Origin of the sequence: Microbacterium sp., assembly GCF_011620715.1 — a bacterium.
In the GTDB taxonomy this organism is placed as follows: domain Bacteria; phylum Actinomycetota; class Actinomycetes; order Actinomycetales; family Microbacteriaceae; genus Microbacterium.
On the sequence record NZ_WOYP01000001.1, the window covers coordinates 1 to 18823 of the forward strand.

At 70.1% G+C, this 18823-nt stretch carries 17 protein-coding genes; 11 read left to right on the forward strand and 6 right to left on the reverse strand.

What is annotated here, in order from left to right:
- Window positions 1-141: 141 nt before the first annotated feature.
- Window positions 142-360: a hypothetical protein gene (locus QZV84_RS00005; RefSeq protein ID WP_292823443.1), complete on the reverse strand. Its 219-nt coding sequence runs from the start codon at window positions 358-360 to the stop codon at window positions 142-144.
- A gap of 87 nt (window positions 361-447) precedes the next feature.
- On the opposite strand from QZV84_RS00005, the gene QZV84_RS00010 reads away from it, so the two are divergent.
- Both QZV84_RS00010 and QZV84_RS00015 read left to right on the forward strand, forming a co-directional pair.
- Entirely contained in the window at window positions 448-1071 is a 624-nt protein-coding gene (locus QZV84_RS00010; RefSeq protein WP_292823446.1) for a DUF1684 domain-containing protein, read from the forward strand.
- 301 nt (window positions 1072-1372) lie between these two features.
- Window positions 1373-3073, forward strand: coding sequence for a long-chain-fatty-acid--CoA ligase (locus QZV84_RS00015; protein WP_292823449.1), 1701 nt, complete (start codon window positions 1373-1375; stop codon window positions 3071-3073).
- 57 nt (window positions 3074-3130) lie between these two features.
- Here the strand turns inward: QZV84_RS00015 and QZV84_RS00020 are convergent, their stop codons facing one another.
- Entirely contained in the window at window positions 3131-3607 is a 477-nt protein-coding gene (locus QZV84_RS00020) for an Lrp/AsnC family transcriptional regulator (RefSeq protein WP_292823452.1), read from the reverse strand.
- 206 nt (window positions 3608-3813) lie between these two features.
- Here QZV84_RS00020 and QZV84_RS00025 point away from each other — a divergent pair, with 206 nt between their 5' ends.
- The 4 genes from QZV84_RS00025 to QZV84_RS00040 are packed head-to-tail and all read left to right on the forward strand — an operon-like array spanning window position 3814 to window position 11545.
- On the forward strand, window positions 3814-7089 hold the full coding sequence (locus QZV84_RS00025) for a transglutaminase family protein (protein ID WP_292823455.1): 3276 nt from the start codon (window positions 3814-3816) through the stop codon (window positions 7087-7089).
- Entirely contained in the window at window positions 7086-9602 is a 2517-nt protein-coding gene (locus tag QZV84_RS00030; protein WP_292823457.1) for a circularly permuted type 2 ATP-grasp protein, read from the forward strand. Before QZV84_RS00025 ends, QZV84_RS00030 begins: the two co-directional genes overlap by 4 nt.
- Entirely contained in the window at window positions 9599-10495 is an 897-nt protein-coding gene (locus QZV84_RS00035; protein ID WP_292823460.1) for a transglutaminase family protein, read from the forward strand. The genes QZV84_RS00030 and QZV84_RS00035 overlap by 4 nt, the downstream gene beginning before the upstream one ends.
- 33 nt (window positions 10496-10528) lie before the next feature.
- A complete protein-coding gene (locus QZV84_RS00040) occupies window positions 10529-11545 on the forward strand; it encodes a putative zinc-binding metallopeptidase (protein WP_292823463.1) in 1017 nt (338 codons plus the stop codon).
- A 2-nt stretch (window positions 11546-11547) separates the two neighbouring features.
- Here the strand turns inward: QZV84_RS00040 and QZV84_RS00045 are convergent, their stop codons facing one another.
- Entirely contained in the window at window positions 11548-11988 is a 441-nt protein-coding gene (locus QZV84_RS00045; RefSeq protein WP_292823466.1) for a helix-turn-helix domain-containing protein, read from the reverse strand.
- A gap of 79 nt (window positions 11989-12067) precedes the next feature.
- On the opposite strand from QZV84_RS00045, the gene QZV84_RS00050 reads away from it, so the two are divergent.
- From QZV84_RS00050 to QZV84_RS00065, 4 genes are all read left to right on the forward strand, one after another.
- On the forward strand, window positions 12068-12436 hold the full coding sequence (locus QZV84_RS00050; RefSeq protein WP_292823469.1) for a DoxX family protein: 369 nt from the start codon (window positions 12068-12070) through the stop codon (window positions 12434-12436).
- Window positions 12437-12549: 113 nt separating this feature from the next.
- Window positions 12550-13845, forward strand: coding sequence for a histidine kinase (locus tag QZV84_RS00055; RefSeq protein WP_292823472.1), 1296 nt, complete (start codon window positions 12550-12552; stop codon window positions 13843-13845).
- Window positions 13833-14510, forward strand: a complete 678-nt coding sequence (locus QZV84_RS00060; RefSeq protein ID WP_292823474.1) for a response regulator transcription factor — start codon at window positions 13833-13835, stop codon at window positions 14508-14510. Before QZV84_RS00055 ends, QZV84_RS00060 begins: the two co-directional genes overlap by 13 nt.
- On the forward strand, window positions 14507-15355 hold the full coding sequence (locus QZV84_RS00065; protein WP_292823476.1) for a hypothetical protein: 849 nt from the start codon (window positions 14507-14509) through the stop codon (window positions 15353-15355). Before QZV84_RS00060 ends, QZV84_RS00065 begins: the two co-directional genes overlap by 4 nt.
- A 31-nt stretch (window positions 15356-15386) precedes the next feature.
- On the opposite strand, the gene QZV84_RS00070 is transcribed toward QZV84_RS00065, so the two are convergent.
- Window positions 15387-16301, reverse strand: a complete 915-nt coding sequence (locus QZV84_RS00070; protein ID WP_292823478.1) for an ROK family protein — start codon at window positions 16299-16301, stop codon at window positions 15387-15389.
- Window positions 16302-16370: 69 nt separating this feature from the next.
- Here QZV84_RS00070 and QZV84_RS00075 point away from each other — a divergent pair, with 69 nt between their 5' ends.
- Window positions 16371-17204, forward strand: coding sequence for an aldo/keto reductase (locus tag QZV84_RS00075; RefSeq protein WP_292823480.1), 834 nt, complete (start codon window positions 16371-16373; stop codon window positions 17202-17204).
- Between the two features lie 80 nt (window positions 17205-17284).
- Here the strand turns inward: QZV84_RS00075 and QZV84_RS00080 are convergent, their stop codons facing one another.
- A complete protein-coding gene (locus QZV84_RS00080; protein ID WP_292823482.1) occupies window positions 17285-17509 on the reverse strand; it encodes a hypothetical protein in 225 nt (74 codons plus the stop codon).
- Between the two features lie 224 nt (window positions 17510-17733).
- The gene (locus QZV84_RS00085) at window positions 17734-18693 is read right to left on the reverse strand and encodes a DNA-3-methyladenine glycosylase 2 family protein (RefSeq protein WP_292823654.1); all 960 of its coding nucleotides are present in this window, start codon (window positions 18691-18693) and stop codon (window positions 17734-17736) included.
- Window positions 18694-18823 lie beyond the last annotated feature (130 nt).

Sequence of the window (18823 nt, forward strand, 5' to 3'; positions counted from 1 at the left end):
GCGATCTGATGACGATCCCCGACGGCCTGCACTCGCTCGAGGCGGTCGAGGACTCCGTCGTCCTGTTCACGATCGTCAAGGCTCGCTGATCGCGGACCGGAGCGTCGGCTCCGTTCAGAAGGGCACGTTCTCGGCACGGCCCTACGAGACGGCCGAATGCTCCTCGCGCGCGATCCGCAGCTCGGTGTCGTCATCGTCGCGCTCGTCGGGCCTGACGCCGCGCGCCACGTTCCACGCCGACTGCGGCTCACCCGCGCTCTCGCTCGTGGCCGCGCAGCGCCGCGGGACCAGGCGCAGCCGGCGCTCGGCCCATTCGGCGTCCCACGCACTTCGGCGATCTGCGCGACGGCTCTTCCGCACCGGCAGATGACAGCCGTATACGCGCTGGTCGACCGGCGGCGCCGGGAGCGCCCTGGGCGTGGGTCGCCGCCCGCGTAGCCTGGGCTGATGGCCTCCGACTCCGCCCGCACCGCCCTCGAGATCGCCGACTGGCGGCGCCGAGTTTTCGCACTGTACGACGCGCTGCGCGCGCAGGAGGACCCCGAGGAAGCGCACGAGCTGTGGCGCATCGAGCGCGACGACCTCATGGGCCGGCATCCCGCCACGCCGCTGCTGGACGCGGACCTCGTCCTGTTCGAGGGGTTGACGATCGCCCCCTACGACCGGGCGTGGCGGTACGAGCTGCCGATCCTGCCGGCCGAGCCGGGCGGGTTCGAGTTCGCGACCGGGACCGACGGCGCCGTTCCGTTCGAGCGGGTCGGCCTGGTCGAGATCCCGGATGCCGGAACCCTCGACGTCTGGCGCGTCATGACCTACGGCGGCGGAGTGTTCGTACCGGTGCGCGACGCGCTCGCGGGGCTTCCAGGAGGAACGTACGGCGGCGGGCGGTACCTGATCGACACGATCAAGGGGGCGGACCTCGGCTCGGATGTCGCACGCGGAACGATCGTGCTCGACTTCAACTTCGCGTACAACCCGTCGTGCGCCTACGACCCTGTATGGGCGTGCCCGCTCGCGCAGCCCGGGAACGTGCTGCCGATCGCCGTGCCGGTGGGCGAGCTGTACGGCTGATCACCGCGGTCGCCGTCGACCGGGGCGCATAACTCCTGCAGAACGCACCGCGGTCGTGGGCGCGCTCGTACGGTGGCGGCTGTCGCGCGCGTCTCGTGTTCCGCGCTGCAGGAGTTGTGCGCCCGAGAGTCCCCGCCGTGCGGGCGAATGCCGCGGCTCAGCCCTTGCGGTGCGCGAGTAGAACTCCAGCGCGGAACCCGGCCCATACACCGCAGCCAGCAGCACGGAAACCCCGGCCCGCGCACAGGCGCCGCACTCGCGCCCGCGCCCGTACACAGGCGCGGTGTGCAAAGCTCGGAGGATGGAGTCGCAGAACCCATACGAATCCCGCCCCTGGCTGTCGGCGTATGCGCCCGGAGTGCCCGACGTCATCGAAGAGGTCACCGAGACGCTGTCCGACATGATCGAGGCGAGCATCGCCCGGTATGGCAGCGCCGCGGCGCTCGAGTTCTTCGGCGCCACGACGACCTACCACGATCTCGGCGAGCAGATCGAGCGTGCGGCCGAGGGGCTGCGCAAGCTGGGTGTCTCGCATGGCGACCGTGTCGCGATCATCCTGCCGAACTGCCCGCAGCACGTGGTCGCGTTCTATGCGGTGCTGCGACTGGGCGCGATCGTCGTCGAGCACAACCCGCTGTACACGGCGCGAGAGCTGCGGCATCAGTTCGAGGACCACCAGGCGCGGTTCGCGATCGCGTGGGACAAGGTCTGTGACACGCTGGCCGGGTTCCCGGCCGACCTCACGCTCGAGCGCATCGTGAGCGTCGACATGACCGAGGCGATGCCGTGGACCACCCGCATTGCGCTGCGGCTGCCGCTCGCGAAAGCGCGCACTGCGCGTGCCCAGCTGACCGCGACGCCGAAGGCGAAGAAGGTGCTCGGCTGGCGGGCGCTCGTGGACGGCAGGCGCCTGAACAAGCAGCATCCGCACCCGGTCATCGACGACATCGCCCTGCTGCAGTACACGAGCGGCACGACCGGCGCTCCGAAGGGCGCGATCCTCACGCACAGCAATCTGCGAGCGAACGCGATGCAGGGTCGCGCGTGGGTGCCGGGGCTGCACGAAGGCGAGGAGACGTTCTACGGTGTGCTGCCGCTGTTCCACACCTACGGCATGACTCTATGCCTCACGTTTGCGATGAGCATCGGGGCCAAGCTGGTGCTGTTCCCGAAGTATGACGTGATCCTCATGGCGGATGCTGCGAAGAAGAGTCCGCCGACCTTCCTGCCCGCGGTCCCTCCGATGTTCGACCAACTCGCCCGTGCGGCCGAGCGCGGCACGATCGACCTGAAGAGCCTGCGGTTCGCGATGTCGGGTGCGATGAGCCTTCCGGTCGAGACCGTGGCCCGGTGGGAGGAAGTGACCGGAGGCCTTCTCGTCGAGGGCTACGGCATGACCGAGACCTCGCCGATCGTGCTCGCCAACCCGATGGGCCCGTCGCGACGCCCCGGAACTGTCGGCGTGCCGTTCCCGAGCACCGACATCCGTGTCGTCGACCCCGACGACACGAACACGGATCGTCCTTTCGGGGAGTCGGGCGAGCTGCTGGTCCATGGCCCTCAGGTGTTCCAGGGCTATTGGCGGCGACCGAACGAGACGGCGGAGACGCTGCTCCCGGGTCGCTGGGTGCGCACCGGCGACATCGTCACGGTCTCGGCCGACGGGTTCGTCACCGTCGTCGACCGGCTCAAGGAGATCATCATCACCGGCGGTTTCAACGTCGCCCCGACGGAGGTCGAAGAGACACTCCAGGGTCACCCTGATGTCGCCGAAGCCGCCGTCGTGTCCCTCCCGCGATCGGGCGGCGAACAGGTCGTCGCCGCGATCGTGCTGCGGGAGGGTGCGGTGCTGGACCCCAAGGCGCTGCGCGACTACTGCAAGCTGCACCTTGCGGACCACAAAGTGCCCCGCAGGTACTTCGAGGTCGACGAGCTGCCCCGGTCGCTCATCGGCAAGGTGCTGCGCCGCGAGGTGCGCGAGCGGCTGCTGCGGGACGCCTGACTCAACCGCTTCGGCCCCTCTCATACTTGATCGGTCTCGTCCGCGGCCGCGCCCGGCTCACCGGATGAGCTGCTCCCACCCGTCGCCGTCGGTGTGCTCGAAGATCAGGTTCGTCTCGGTGTGCGCCACGGCAGGGTGCCCGGTCAGGTGCGTCAGCACGAACTCGCGCACTTCCGCGGCGTCGCGCGCCATGACGTGCAGCAGGAAGTCGTCGGCGCCCGCCATGTGGAACAGGCTCAGCACCCCCGGCAGGCTGGGTGCCGCCCGTCGGAAGGCCTCGATCTCCTCGCGCGCATGCTTGACCAGCCGGATTGCGATGAGCGCCTGAACCGTCGCGCCGAGCGCGAGCGGGTTGAGGTCGACGCGATATCGGCGGATCACGCCGCTGGTCTGCAGCCGGCGCAGGCGCAGCGAAACCGTCGATTCCGCGATGCCGAGCGTCGAGGCCAGTGCTGCGCCGGAGGCGCGGGCGTTCGCGGTGAGCGCCCTCAGCAGCGCTCGGTCGGTCCGATCGAGAGCAAGGACCTGTGCCATGGGGCTCCTTCGCCGCGCTGTGACTGAAGCTTCTTCGACCGACTGTACGCCTCCGGAACTGCTCGGCTGATGGACTCTGTGACACTGCTCAGGGTCGTGAGACGGAGGGGAATCCCCTCGGTCTCGAGCTCCGGACGCAGACTTGCGGTCAGCGGCGCGAGCGGGTACGAAACGCGGACGCAACAGATTTGGGCGACACTGTGGGAATGTCCACAAAGGTCTCGCTCACGCACTACACCGGGTATTCGTTCGCCCGACCGGTGAATGTCACCCCTCACATGGTGCGTCTGAGGCCTGCCCCGCACTCCCGGACGCCGATCGAGGCGTACTCGCTCGAGGTCAGCCCGGCGAACCACTTCATCAACTGGCAGCAGGATCCCTTCGGCAACTGGGTCGCCCGGCTCGTGTTCCCCGAGAAGATCGATCACTTGTCGATCACGGTCAGCCTCGTCGCGGACCTCATGGTCATCAACCCGTTCGACTTCTTCATCGAGGAGTACGCCGAGCACTTCCCGTTCGACTACGAGCCCGGTCTCAAGGCCGACCTCGCGCCCTACCTGCGTCCGGTCGAGGACAGCGAGCAGGCCGGAATCTGGAAGGAATCGCTTCCGCCGATGCCCGAGAACGGCGTGCCGACCGTGCAGTTCCTGGCCGGCCTGAACTCGGCCGTGCACCGCGACGTGGCCTACGACGTGCGCATGGAGCCGGGCGTGCAGACGCCCGACGAGACCCTGGGCCGAGCGATCGGAAGCTGCCGGGACAGCGCGTGGCTGCTCGTGAGCCTGCTGCGCAAGTACGGCCTCGCCGCGCGCTTCGTCTCCGGGTACCTCGTGCAGCTGGCCGCCGACCAGAAGGCGCTCGACGGTCCGAGCGGCACCGAGGTCGACTTCACCGACCTGCACGCCTGGACCGAGGTCTACATCCCCGGCGCCGGGTGGGTCGGCATGGACCCGACCAGCGCGCTGTTCGCCGGTGAAGGGCACATCCCGCTGAGCGCGACACCCCACCCCTCCAGCGCCGCCCCGATCCAGGGCACGACCGAGCCTGTCGAGGTGACCTTCGACTTCCGCAACGAGGTCATCCGCATCCACGAGGATCCGCGCACCACCAAGCCCTACACCGACCAGCAGTGGGCGCGCATCGACGCCCTCGGCGGCGCGGTCGACGAGCGTCTGCAGGCGGGCGACGTGCGCCTCACGATGGGCGGAGAGCCGACCTTCGTCGCGCTGGATGACGCGACCAGCGCGGAGTGGAACACGGATGCCGACGGCGAGCACAAGCGCGAACTGGCCGGCATCCTCGCCGAGCGGCTGCGCGCCACGTATGCGCTGGGCGGAGTCGTGCACCGCGGTCAGGGCAAGTGGTACCCGGGCGAACCGCTGCCCCGCTGGAACATCGCGCTGCAGTGGCGCACCGACGGCAAGCCCCTGTGGAACGACCCGGAGCTTCTCGCCGACCCGTGGGGGAAGGATGCCGATCCCGACGCCCGCTCCAACGCCGAAGCCCTCGCCCGTGCGGTGACCGCGTTGCTCGGCATCCCGGATCGCCGACTGCTGCCCGCGTATGAGGACCCGTTCGCCGAGATCGCGGCCGAGATCCGCCAGCCCGAAGGGCCGCGGCCCGAGCTGGATGAGACCGCCGGAGTCGACGTCGCTGAGCTCGACCGCACCGTCACGGCCGAGACAGGCTGGGTGCTGCCGCTCACGACCGAGGACGAGTGGACGAGCCCGGCCTGGACGTTCCGCCGCGGACGCCTCGTGCTCATCCCCGGCTCGAGCGCCGTCGGGCTGCGCCTGCCGCTGGACTCGATCTCGTGGGCAGACCCCGAGCACCCCGGCGAGCCCTCGTACCTCGAGGCAGGGCCGCCGCTCACCCCCGGCATCCCCAAGGTCAGCGTCGTCGACCCGAAGGACGCGCGCACGACCGCGGTCACGTTCGAGGCCCGAGACGGTCACGTACACGTGTTCCTGCCGCCGACCGTGACGCTCGAGGCATACTGCGACCTGCTCATGGTGATCGAGAAGGCCGCAGGACTCACCCGCTGCCGGCTCGTGCTCGAGGGGTACGGCCCGCCGCCGGACGTGCGCCTGACCCAGCTGATCGTCACACCTGACCCGGGCGTGATCGAGGTCAACATGCAGCCGACGTCGTCGTGGAACGATCTGCGCCACCTCACGGTGACGCTGTACGAACAGGCCCGTCAGAGCCGCCTCGCGACCGAGAAGTTCGACCTCGACGGACTGCACACCGGAACCGGCGGCGGCAACCACATCACGCTCGGCGGATCGCAGCCGGTCGACTCGCCTCTGCTGCGCCGCCCCGATCTGCTCGCGAGCCTGATCACGTACTGGCAGCGGCATCCGAGCCTGTCGTACCTGTTCTCGGGTCGGTTCATCGGACCGACGAGCCAGGCGCCCCGTTTCGACGAGGGCCGCCCGGAAGCGGTCTACGAGATGGAGATCGCGCTGCAGGAGATAAGCCGGCTCACCGCATCGGCGCGCGAGCTCGGCGAGGAGTCCTCGCCATGGCTGGTCGACCGGGCGCTCCGGCACCTGCTCACCGACCTCACCGGCAACACCCACCGCGCCGAGTTCTGCATCGACAAGCTCTACAGCCCCGACAGCAGCCGCGGTCGGCTCGGACTGCTCGAGCTGCGCGGATTCGAGATGCCGCCGCATCCGCAGCTCGCCCTCGTGCAGGCTCTGCTCGTGCGCAGTATGGTCGCGATGTTCTGGGAGAAGCCCTACACGGCTCCGCTCGTGCGCTGGGGAACGCGCCTGCACGAGGACTTCCTGCTGCCCGAGGGAGCAACCGCCGACATCGGCGAGGTCGTCGCCGACCTGCGCCAGCACGGCATCGCGTTCGAGGCCGACTGGCTCAACGCGTTCACCGAGTTCCGGTTCCCCCGGATCGGGATGACCCGCCTGACCGGCGGCAGCGCCGAGGGCATCGAGCTCGAGCTGCGGCAGGCGATCGAACCGTGGAACGTCCTCGGCGAAGAGGTCACGGAGGGCGGCACCTCGCGCTACGTGGACTCGTCGGTCGAGCGCGTCCAGGTGAAGGTGACCGGCCTGGATCCGCGCATGCACCTCGTGACGTGCCAGGCTGTTCCTGTGCCACTGACGTCGACCGGTCGCATCGGCGAGTACTACGCCGGTGTGCGCTTCCGCGCCTGGCAGCCGTGGTCGGCGCTGCACCCGTCGATCCCGGTGCACGCTCCGCTCGTGTTCGACGTCGTGGACGTCGAGTCCGGGGTGAGCGTCGGCGGTGCGACCTACCACGTCGTGCACCCCGGCGGCCGGTCGTACGACCGGCCGCCGATCAACTCCAACGAGGCCGAAGCGCGCCGGGCGAGCCGGTTCGAGCCGCACGGCCACACCGCGAGCCACCTCGACGTGTCCGCGATGCGCGAGAGGGCGCGGCGTGCGTTCAGCTCCGACTACCCGCACACCCTCGACCTGCGGAGGGTTCCGACCGCGTGAGCCTGCTCAGAGACTACGCGGCCTCGATCGCGCAGCCGACCCTGCCGTTGACAGGCAACGGCGTGCGCTTCGACGAGGTCGTGGGCGCCGACGGGGCGCTGCGGCCCGCGTGGAAGGGCATGGCGTCGATCGCCGTCGAGCTGACCTCTGCAGAGCTCGGCCGCATCGACGGCGAGATCACGACACTCCTCGCTGACGACGGTGCGACGTATGGAAATCCCGATGGTGCGCAGCCCTGGCAGCTCGATCCCATGCCGCTCGTCCTGGATGCCGCCACCTGGGCGCGGCTCGAGGTCGGGCTGGCGCAGCGCACGGAACTGCTCAACGCTCTGCTGGCCGACATCTACGGCGAGCAGCGACTTCTCGCCGAGGGGGTCATCCCTTCGGCGGTCGTCTTCGGGCACTCCGGCTACGCGCGCCCGATCGCGCGCGCGCGCGGATTCGATCCGAACCCGCTGATCCTCTCGAGCACCGATCTCGGGCGGGACGCCGCGGGAGAGTGGCGCGTGCTGACCGACCGGGTGCAGGCACCGTCGGGCCTCGGCTACGCGATGGAGAACCGCCGCGTGCTCTCCCGTGTGCTGCCGGAGCTCTACGAGGAGGCGGGGCTTCACCGCATGGAGCCGTACTTCTCAGCGCTGCGCTCGGCGCTGCTGCAGGCGGCGCCCCTCGAAGCAGCCGACCCGCGGGTCGTGGTGCTCTCGCCCGGGACGCATTCCGAGACCGCGTACGACCAGGCGTTCATCGCCAACATCCTCGGCTTCCCGCTCGTGCAGGGCGAAGACCTCGTGATCCGCGACGGCTGGGTGTGGATGAAGCCCGCGGGCTTCCCCCAGCATCAGCCGCACGAGCGCGTCGACGTGATCCTGCGCCGCGTGGATGCCGAATGGTGCGATCCGCTCGAACTGCGTGCGGGCTCGCGGCTGGGTGTCGCCGGGCTCACCGAGGCCGTGCGGCGCGGCCGGGTACGGCTCGTGAACGGGCTGGGCGCGGGCGTGCTGGAGAACCCCGGTCTGATGCCGTTCATGCCGGCGGTGTGCGAGCGCCTGCTCGGCGAGCAGCTGCGCCTGCCGTCGGTCGCCACCACGTGGTGCGGCGACCCCGAAGGGCTCGCGGAGGTGCTCGCCGCGGTGAAGGCGGACCCGACCGGCTGCATCGTCCGCCAGATCGACGGTCGAGCAGCGGATCTGTCCGAGCTCGACCCGACCGAGCTGCGCGATCGGATCATGTCGGCGCCGCATCGGTTCGTCGGCCAGGAGCGGCTCCCGCTGTCGCAGGCGCCCTCATGGGGCGACGCCGGCCGCAAGTCGGGCCGCGCGAACCCCAGCCCACTCGTGCTGCGGGCCTTCATCGTGCGGGACGGCGCGATCTACCGCCCGCTCGTCGGCGGACTTGCGACCCTCGTCGACGATCGCAATTCGGCTCCCCGCACGAAGGATGTCTGGGTGCTCAAGAATGGGCCCGGCGACCTGGACCAGGGCATCCTCGAGGTCACCCCGCTGTCGCTCGCGCGGGCGGTGCCTGTGCTGCCCCCGCGAGCCGTCGAGGACATGTTCTGGTCGGGGCGCTACACCGAGCGCGCCGAAGACCTCTTGCGCCTCGTGATCACGGCGAGCACGCACGCCGAGCAGCTGGACTACACCTCCACGCGAGAGAGCGGCGCAGCGCTGCGGGCACTCATCGGCGTGCAGCAGCGCTTGTGCGGGACGCGCTGGCTCGACACGGATCTCGAGCAACGCTCGCTGCTGGTGGATGCCGACCGACCGGGTTCGGCGGCGCACTCGCTGCAGCGCATGCGCGACGCGCTCGAGGGTGTGCGCGACCAGCTCTCGGTCGACACCTGGCGTGCGTTCGGCAGCACGGATCGCGCCATGCAGGCGCTTCGGGGGACGCGCCGGCCGCAGCTCGCCGAATCGGCCAGCCGCATGCTGGGCGGCATCCTGTCGCTGCAGGGCGTGACCGCGAACATGATCCGCGACGACGGCTGGCACGCGATCGAGGCGGGTCGCTACCTGGAGCGCTCGCTGCAGGTGTGCACACTGCTGGCCGCGACCACGACCGTCTCTCTCGGCTCGGGCGTCGACCGTGCCGTGCTGGGTGGCGTGCTGATGGCGGCCGAGAGCTCGGTCACGCATCGACGCAGGTTCCGCGGCAGCGCCCGCACATCCGACGTGCTGGACCTGCTGCTGCTGGACCCCGACAACCCGCGATCGATCGCGTTCTCGCTCGCCCGGCTGCGGTTCCACCTGTCCAACCTCACCGGATCGACCGGATCCACGCGCCCGGAGCGTCTGCTCGAGCACCTCGAGGACGCGCTGCAGTCTGCTGACATCGCGGCCCTGACCGCACCCGTGGACGGGCATCGTCCGAAGCTGGAGGAGTTCCTCACCGAGACGCACGGGCAGCTGCACCGTCTCGGCGATGCGATCGTGCACCTGCACTTCGCGGCCGGCCCGGTGCCCCAGCCGATCTCGTCGCTTTCCCTCACCGAGGTCGCAGGGGTGTCCCTGTGAGATACCGGGTCGCCCACACCACCACGTACTCGTACGACGACGACGTGTCCAGCAGCTTCGGCATCGCCCACTGCCGCCCGCGCGAGCTGCCGTGGCAGCGCGTGGCGTCCCGATCGGTCACGATCGATCCGGCGCCGAGCGACATCGCCGACGACACCGACTGCTACGGCAACGTGGTGTCGTACTTCCACGTCACCGAGCCGCACATGCGCCTCACGATCGATGCCCTCAGCGACGTGACGGTCGTTCCGACCGAATACGACGCCGACGCGCTGCTCGAACCGTGGGAGCACGCACGGCCGATCGTGAACCCCGGCATCTCGCGCGGCGCGTGGGCGGCGACCGAGTTCGCCGTGGAATCGCCCAAAGCGCAGCACGTGGATGCCGCCTGGGAGTACGGCGCGGCATCCCTCACGCCGGACCGCCCGATCGGTGAGGCCGTCACCGATCTGATGCACCGCATCAACACCGACTTCCACTACGACAAGACCGCGACGACTGTCACGAGCACGGTCGCCGATGTGATCGAGAAGCGCGCCGGCGTATGCCAGGACTTCGCCCATCTCGCGCTCGCCTGCCTGCGCAGCCACGGAGTGGCCGCGCGCTACGTGAGCGGCTATCTGGCCACGCGACCGCCCGCGGGCAAGCCGCGGCTCGTCGGTGCGGATGCGTCGCACGCGTGGGTGGCGGCGTGGATCCCGGGCTCGGACCAGTGGCTCGCGTTCGATCCCACCAACGACCAGTGGGCCTCGGATCGCCACGTCACCGTCGCGTGGGGACGGGACTATGGGGATGTGCCGCCCGTCAAGGGCGTGATCTTCACCGAGGCGAAGAAGTCGACGCTGCGCGTGGCGGTGGACGTTGCACCACTCGAGGAGTATGCGCAAGGGTGAGTTCATGCGCAGCCTGATATGCGACCCTGAGGGGTGAGATCGTATCGGTGCCGTGTCTGCAGCAGTCCGCTCTACTTCGAGAACTCGATCTGCGTGTCGTGCGGCGTCGGGCTGGGATACTCCCGCGCGGAGGGCGAGATCGTCCCGGTCGGACTCGACGGACGATACATCGACGGCTCCGGGCTCATCTGGCACGTATGCCGAAACCTCAACCTCTCGGGCTGCACGTGGCTTGCTCCGCTCGAGGGTGGCCAGTGCTTCAGCTGCGATCTGACCCGCACCCGTCCCAACGATGCGGACGCGGCCGGAGTCGCGAACTTCCCGGTCGCCGAGCGGGCGAAGCGCCACCTGATCGTGGAGCTGGACCGGCTCGGATTCCCGGTGGTCGGCAAGGACGCAGCGACGGGCGGTGATCCGGTGACCGGTCTGTGCTTCGACCTGCTGTCCAGCACCGACCGCGGCGTGATCATCGGGCACGACGACGGCGTGATCACGATCGATCTGGCCGAGAGCGACCCCGCCTACCGGGAACGCCTGCGCGGTGAGCTGGATGAGCCGTACCGGACGATGCTCGGTCACTTCCGTCACGAGATCGGGCACTACTACCAGTGGCAGCTCGTCGAGGCCGCCGACCACCCCGATCGGCTCGCGCGGTGTCGTGCGCTGTTCGGCGACGAGACGACCGATTACCAGACCGAGATCGACCGGCACTACGCGCAGGGGGCGCCGGCGGGCTGGGAGCAGTCCTACCTGACGACCTACGCGACGATGCATCCGTACGAGGACTTCGCCGAGACGTGGGCGCACTTCCTGCACATCAGCGACACGATCGAGACGGCATCCGAATATGGCCTCACCGCGGTCGCGGGAGTCGACGCGTTCTCGCACTTCCGTGACCTGGTCACCGGCGTGTGGGTGCCGATGTCGACCGCACTCAACATGATCAATCGGTCGATGGGCAAGGACGACCTGTACCCGTTCGTCATCCCCGCACCTGTGCTCGACAAGCTCGAATTCGTCGCGTCGCTGCGGGGGGCGACCCGCGTCTGAGCTCAGGGGCCCGCGTCGTAGCGCTCGCGGGCACGCTCGATAGAGGGATGGTTCGCGATCGCCCAATCGGCGAGGGCGCGCGAGGGTTCGATCAGGGTGCGGCCGGTTTCGGTGAGGTCGTACTCGACGCGCGGCGGGACTTCGGCGTGGGCCGTGCGCACGAGGAGGCCGTCACGTTCGAGCTGGCGCAGGGTGAGCGTCAGCATCCGCTGCGAAATGCCCGGGATGTGACGCTGGAGCTGGGTGAACCGCAGCCGGCCGCCCTGCAAGGTGACGATCACCAGCAGTGACCACTTGTCGCCGACGCGGTCCAGGACCTCGCGCACGGCGCGGCCGTCGCCCGAGGATCGCTCGCCGGCGCACGTGCTCTCATAGGGGGATCTGGGTTCGGTCGCGTCGAGAGCGATGACCGCCATGAGGTTCCCCCGATGTTCGTCGCGCACATTGCTGTGCCTTTTGCACGCGCCCTCATGATCACAGATCATGAGGTTACGAACAAAGGGTAACTCAGAAAGGCATCACGTGCTCATCGCTCTCTGGATCATCAACGGACTGCTCGCCCTCGCCTTTCTTGCGGCCGGATCGATGAAGCTCTTCCGTCCCAAGGCAGCCCTGCAGTCGATGGGCATGGCGTGGACGGAGGACTTCCCGGATGCCGCTGTCAAGCTCGTCGGCGCCGCCGAGATCGTCGGCGCGGTCGGCCTGATCCTCCCGCTGCTGACCGGAATCGCGCCGCTCCTCACGCCGATCGCGGCGACCGCCCTCGCGCTGCTCATGCTCGGTGCCGTCGTGGTGCACCTGCGTCGCAAGGAGACGCCCGTCCCTCCGCTCGTGCTCGGCATCCTGTCCGCGGTGAGCGCCGTGATCGGATTCCTGGTCGTCCTGGGCTGAGCACCGGCATCTCGCGGCTGACCGGCTGAACGGGTGACGCCGGGGGATAACCCTCGGCGCAGAGTCGGGCAGGCCGGGGGGTGCAGAGCGACCGGCGTCCGTACCTTGGAGGCATGACCTCCCAGACTGTGCCGTCTCCGGCCGCCGCGTCGGCGCCTCCGACGCGGCGATCGACGTTGTCCTCACCCCTCCGCGTGGGCGGCGCGATCGCCCAGCTCGCCGCGCTCGGCGTCGTCGGCCCGATCGTGTTCACCGTGCTGTTCACCCTCCTCGGCGTGGGCCTGGGGCTCGTGCCGGTGATCGGCATCGGGCTCGTGATCCTCTTCGGATTCGTCTACGCCCTCTACGCTGTCGCCTGGCTCGAGACCGCCCGCGTCGACGGGCTGTACTCCCTCGGGCTTCCGGGGCTCCGACCGCGCGCACGCACCCGACCCGGCTTCGGCGGGTTCCTGCGGATGGTCTGGCACCAGTTCATCGACCCGTCGATGTGGCGAGCGGTCGCCAGCGCCGCGATCTCCACGATTCTGGGGCTCGTCGTGCTGCCGCTCCTGTCGATCCTCGCGTCGGGCATCGTGCTCGCCTTCGCCCCGCTCTTCGCCCGCAGCGCCACGGTGCGTTTGGCCGGCACCGGCATCGACGTGCCGGTCGCGTGGGCGTCGGTGGTCGGCGTGCTGGCCGGGGTGGTCGCGTTCGTCGCCGTCGTCGGCCTCGCCCTGCTGCACGGGGTGCTCGCCCGAGTGATCGTGGTGCCCACCCGCGAGGCGCAGCTGACCGAGCAGGCCCGCACTTCCGACGCGCAGCGCGCCGGGGCGATCCGCGCGTCCGAAGTGGAGCGCACCCGCATCGAGCGCGATCTCCACGACGGGGTCCAGCCCCGGCTGGTCTCGGTAGGGATGACGCTCGGGCTCGCGCAGCAGAAGGTCGACGTCGACCCCGAGGCGGCCAAGGCGCTCCTCGCCGAGGCGCACACCTCGACGAAGGCGGCCATCACCGAACTGCGGCAGCTGGCCCGCGGAATCCACGCGTCCGTGCTCGACGATCGAGGGCTGGATGCCGCGCTGTCGGCGCTCGCCGGCCGCTCGCACATCCCCGTCCACCTGGACGTTCGCCTCGACTCCCGCTGCGACCGCACTGCGGAGGCCGCCGTCTACTTCGCGATCGCCGAGACGCTCACCAACGCGGCCAAGCACTCCCGCGCAAGCCAGTGCCGGGTGCTCGTCCGGCAGCGCGATGACGGATCGCTCTGGGCCCGGGTCGAAGACGACGGCATCGGCGGCGCTCAGGTGACCCCCGGTGGCGGACTCGATGGGATCTCCAACCGCATCCTCGCCGCCGGCGGCACGGTGCGCTTGGACAGCCCGCAGGGCGGTCCGACATCGCTGGAGGTGAGCGTCCCGTGCGCATCCTGATCTGCGAGGACTCGGTTCTCCTGCGCGAAGGCCTCGTGCGTCTGCTCGAAGACGCGGGCCACGACATCGTCGCGGCTCTGCCGGACGCGAGCGCGCTCGACGACACAGTCGCCGAGACGTCACCGGCGCTGTGCATCCTCGACGTGCGGCTGCCGCCGACGTTCACCGATGAGGGCATCCGCGCCGCGCTGCGGCTGCGCGCAGAGCGTCCCGCACTTCCCGTGCTCGTCCTGTCGCAGTACGTCGAGGAGCGGTATGCCTCCGACCTGATCACGGCGCAGGGCGGCGCGATCGGGTACCTGCTCAAGGACCGGGTCGCCGACGTCACCGACTTCCTCGAAGCGATCACGCGCATCAGCGAGGGGGCGACCGTGCTCGACCCCGAGGTCGTGGCACAGCTGCTGAGCCGGCGGCCCAGGGACGAGCGGATGCAGCGGCTCACCGCCCGTGAGGCATCGACGCTCGCTCTCATCGCCGAGGGCAAGTCGAACCAGGCCATCGCCGCGGCCCTCTTCGTCTCGGAGGGCAGCGTCGAGAAGTACATCACCGCGATATTCCAGAAGCTCGACCTCGAACCGGACGATTCCGGCAACCGGAGAGTGCTCGCCGCACTCGTCCACCTCGAACACGGCGGCGCAATGCCGCAGACAGGAGCACCCTCATGAGCACCGCGACACCGCTGCCGCCCGACTCTTCCGCGCCACCCGCAGTCACGCCCCCGACCCGCGGCCCCTCGCGCGTCGTGGCGATCCTCACGATCGCGCTCGGCTGCACCGTCGTGCTCGGCGCGATCGTGTCCGCCACGTTCTCGACGGTCGCCGCCGCGAACGTGCGCACCGAGACGCAGAGCGTCGATGCGGCGGGCGTGACCGAGCTGGCTGTGGCCGTCGATGCCGCCTCGCTGCGCATCGAGTTCGCCGACGTCGCCGAGGCGACGCTCGAAGTCACCAGCGGTGTCGGCGTCGGCGCCTGGAGGTTCCAGCGCGACGGCGACGAACTCGCCGTCGCGACTCCGCAGCGGTTCGGGCCCGGGTGGGTCTTCGGCGGTGAGGTGCGTGCGACGCTCACCCTGCCGCGCGAGCTGCAGGGCGAGGCGCTGGATGCCTCGCTCGACCTCTCGGCCGGCGAACTCATGGTCGCCGGTGAATTCGGGGATCTCGACCTCGAGGTCGGCGCAGGCACGCTCACGGTGGGCGGAGCGGCCCGGTCCGTCATCGCCGACGTCAGCGCGGGCGGTGCCGACATCGAGCTCGCCGATGTCACGGAAGCCGAGTTCTCGGTGAGCGCCGGCGCCGTCGATGCGCGGTTGACCGGTTCGGCGCCGCGCGAGGTGGTGGTCGATGTCAGCGCCGGATCCCTCGACCTGCTCCTGCCAGATGCGACCTACGACGTGCGCTCGGACGTCTCGGCCGGCGACTTCGAGAACGGACTGCGCACTGAGCTCGGAGCGCGCAACGTCGTCGATGTCACCGTGTCCGCCGGCACGGTCACGATCAACGGCGCCCGGTAGGGCGGAAACCATGGGGCGGGCCGGGTCGCGCTCAGCGCAGGACGAGCGCGGCCGCGCCGATGAGCGGCCCGTGGCCGTCGAGACCGGATGCCGCCACCCGCACGCGTCGGGCGTAGTCGAAGACTGCGGCCTCCTGTACAGAGGCGCGCACCAGGTCGAGATAGTCATCGGCGACCTTGGCGAATCCTCCCGCGATCACGACGATCTCCAGGTCCAGCAGGGTCGCGACATTCGCGATCGCCTCGCCGACCGCGCCGGCCGAGCGGCTCACCGCGGCGACCGCGATCGGGTCGGCGGCGGCATATCCCTGCGCCAGCTGTTCACCGCTCGATCCCGCCCACCCCTCGGCACGCGCCCACGCGACCGCGGATGGGCCGGAGGCGAGCGCCTCGAGCGTGCCGTCGGTCACCGGCGCACCGGGTGCGCGCTTGCGGAGCCGCAACTGACCGATGTGACCTGCGTTGCCCGAGATCCCGGTCACCGGCGAGCCGTCGATGATGAGTCCGCCGCCGACGCCCGTCGAGACGACCATCGCGAGCAGGTTGCGCGCGCCGGCCGCCGCGCCGCGCCAATGCTCGGCGAGTGCGATGCAGGCTCCGTCCAGCGCGAGCCGCACAGGCACATCGGGGCGCAGCTTCTGCACGAGCGAGACGATCGGCAGGCCGGCGAGCGCCGGAAGGTTCAGCGGCGCGATCGCGCCCTGTCCGAGGTCGACCGGGCCGGCGGAGCCTATCCCGATCCCGGCCAGTCGGTCGTCGCCGAGGCCGGCCAGCGCGTCGGCGGCGACGCGGACGATGGCTCGCGCGACGTCGTCACGTGCGGCATCCCGGCCCGTGGGGGCCCGGTGGACGGTGCCGGTCACGACGGCGCCGTCGTCGTCGACCAGTGCGGCGTCCACCTTTGTGCCACCGAGGTCGATCGCCAGCGCGAGCGTGCGTTCGTGCATGGACCGATCCTGGCAGACGGCAGCACACCAGGCCGGGTCATCGACGGCTGATTGAGTCAGGATGGAAGCATGCTGAGCATCCCCACAGTGACCCTGAACGACGGCATCCCCTTCCCCGAACTCGGCCTCGGCACCTACGGGCTCAGCGGCGACAGGGGGGTTGCCGCGATCGTCGCCGCGATCGAGAGCGGCTACCGGCTGATGGACACCGCCGTCAGCTACGGGAATGAGCGCGAGGTCGGCGAGGCCGTGCGCACGAGCGGCGTCGACCGCGGCGAGCTCTTCGTGACCACGAAGATCCCGGGACGGCATCATGGCTACAGCGAGGCGATCGAGAGTACGAACGGATCACTGGCCGTCACCGGGCTGGACTATCTGGACCTGTCGCTGATCCACTGGCCGAACCCGAGCGTCGGCAGGTTCGTCGAGACATGGCGGGCGATGATCGACCTGCGCGAGAGCCGGCTCGTGCGCTCGATCGGCGTCTCGAACTTCACCGAGCAGATGCTCACCCGCCTCATCGACGAGACCGGCGTCGTGCCCGCGGTCAACCAGGTGGAGCTGCACCCCTACTTCCCGCAGGATGCGCTGCGCGCCTTCCACAGCGAGCACGGCATCCGCACCGAGAGCTGGAGTCCGCTCGCGCGGCGCAGCGAGCTGCTGCAGGAGCACGTCCTGAACGAGCTCGCCGAGATCCACGGGGTCACGCCCACGCAGGTCGTGCTGCGCTGGCACGTGCAGATCGGCAGCACGCCGATCCCGAAGTCCGCAGATGCCGAGCGTCAGCGCGAGAACGCCGACGTCTTCGGGTTCGAGCTCACGCCCGATGAGGTCGGTGCGATCTCCGCCCTCGAGCGCGGACGCCTGTGGGGCGGCGATCCGAACACGCACGAGGAGATGTAGCGCCGGGGGCGGGCTCCACCTCGGAGGTCACGAACGCGGGGACAGGGCGGTCCAGGTGCGCCTGCCCGCGTGAGGGAAGCTCAGAGCTGGGCGCCGTTGTCGTCCGGGTCCTCGAGTCCGACGTGCCGGCCGCGCCACGACTCGTAGGCGATCAGCCAGCCGATCGAGATCGCGAAGGCGAGGACGAGGCCGATCCACAGCTGACCCCAGATCAGGCCGAAGAGCACGCCGCCGACCAGAATGACGACCGTGCCGAGGAGCCACTGGATGCGGCCCTTCGGCCAGCCGGTGCGAGGTTCAGACATGAGCACAGCCTACGACGGCGGCACCGCGAGCGGCATGATGACCGATCCGCCGTCGGCGAGGGCGCCCCAGAAGCCCGCGAGCTTCGACTCGTCGTCACCGCTCACCGACACCGAGATTCCGGCGGGAGGGAGTATTCCATACCCGAGGCCGTGTCGGTACCCATGAGGATGAACCCGTCGGGCGTGGCCGGGGCTGCGAGTGCATGAGGCCGCAGGACGCGCGCTCAGCGGCCGCGGTGATCCTCGGGATGCAGCCGGGGCGACCGCCGGGGCTCGCGCACGCCGGTCGCCTCGATGAGCCGGATGACGCGCTGACGCTGCCCCGCCCACGGGGCGAGGAGCTCCAGCATCCCGTCGTCGTCCACGCGGCTGCCGGTCAGCGCGTAGCCGACCTCGTGGGCGAGGTGGAAGTCTCCGACGCTCACGGCATCGGGGTCGCCCAGCGCACGGATGCGTGTCTCCGCCGAGGTCCAGGGTCCGATTCCGCGCTGGCTGATCAGCACCCTGTCGCGCGCCTCGCCGTCGGACGCGGACATGAATACGCGGCCGATCGCCTCGCCGCGGCGTGCGGCCTCGACGAGCGTGCGCGCCTGCGGCGGCTCGAGTCCCGCGCGGTGCCAGGACCAGGACGGCACGCGGCGCCACCCGTCGATGGTGGGCGGGGCGTACATGGGTCGTGGGGTCGGACCGGGGGCGCGCTCGCCGTGCCAGGTGACGATGCACCGCCAGGCCGCGAAGGCCTGCATGCCGGTGACCTTCTGCTCGATGATCGCGCTGGTCAGCGCGTCGAAGAAGACGTCGGTGCGGCCGATGCGCACGCCGGGGTTGCGGTGGTGCGCGGCAGCGATGAGGGGGTGACGACTCGGGTCGAAGTCGCCGGGCACGTCGTGCGCGCCGCAGAGTGCAGGCAGCTGGGCGAGTGCCCACTCCGCGCCCGAACCCCACGCGGCACCGCGGATCACACCGGGAGAGATCTCGCGGATCGCGAGCGTGGCGATGCCCTCGGGCGTGCGGCTCGCGCGCCAGATGACGGTGCCCGAGGCCACCATCGTCGGGTCGCCCGCGCCGTGCCGCTGGTACAGGACGGTGCGGCGCATGTCGACCGGGTGCCGTGGCCGGTACTCGGTCTCGAGAGGGCGTTCGATGTCGGCTTGCGCTCGGAGGTCGGCAGACTGCGCGGTCATGGGCTCAGGTGCAGTCCCGACCCGCGCGATCGTCATGCGCTCACCCTACGCTCCGACCACCGACACCGCCGCCCGCTGCACGTCGTCGACGCATTCCTGCCGAAGGCGCCATCTTCCCGCGGTGCGCCGA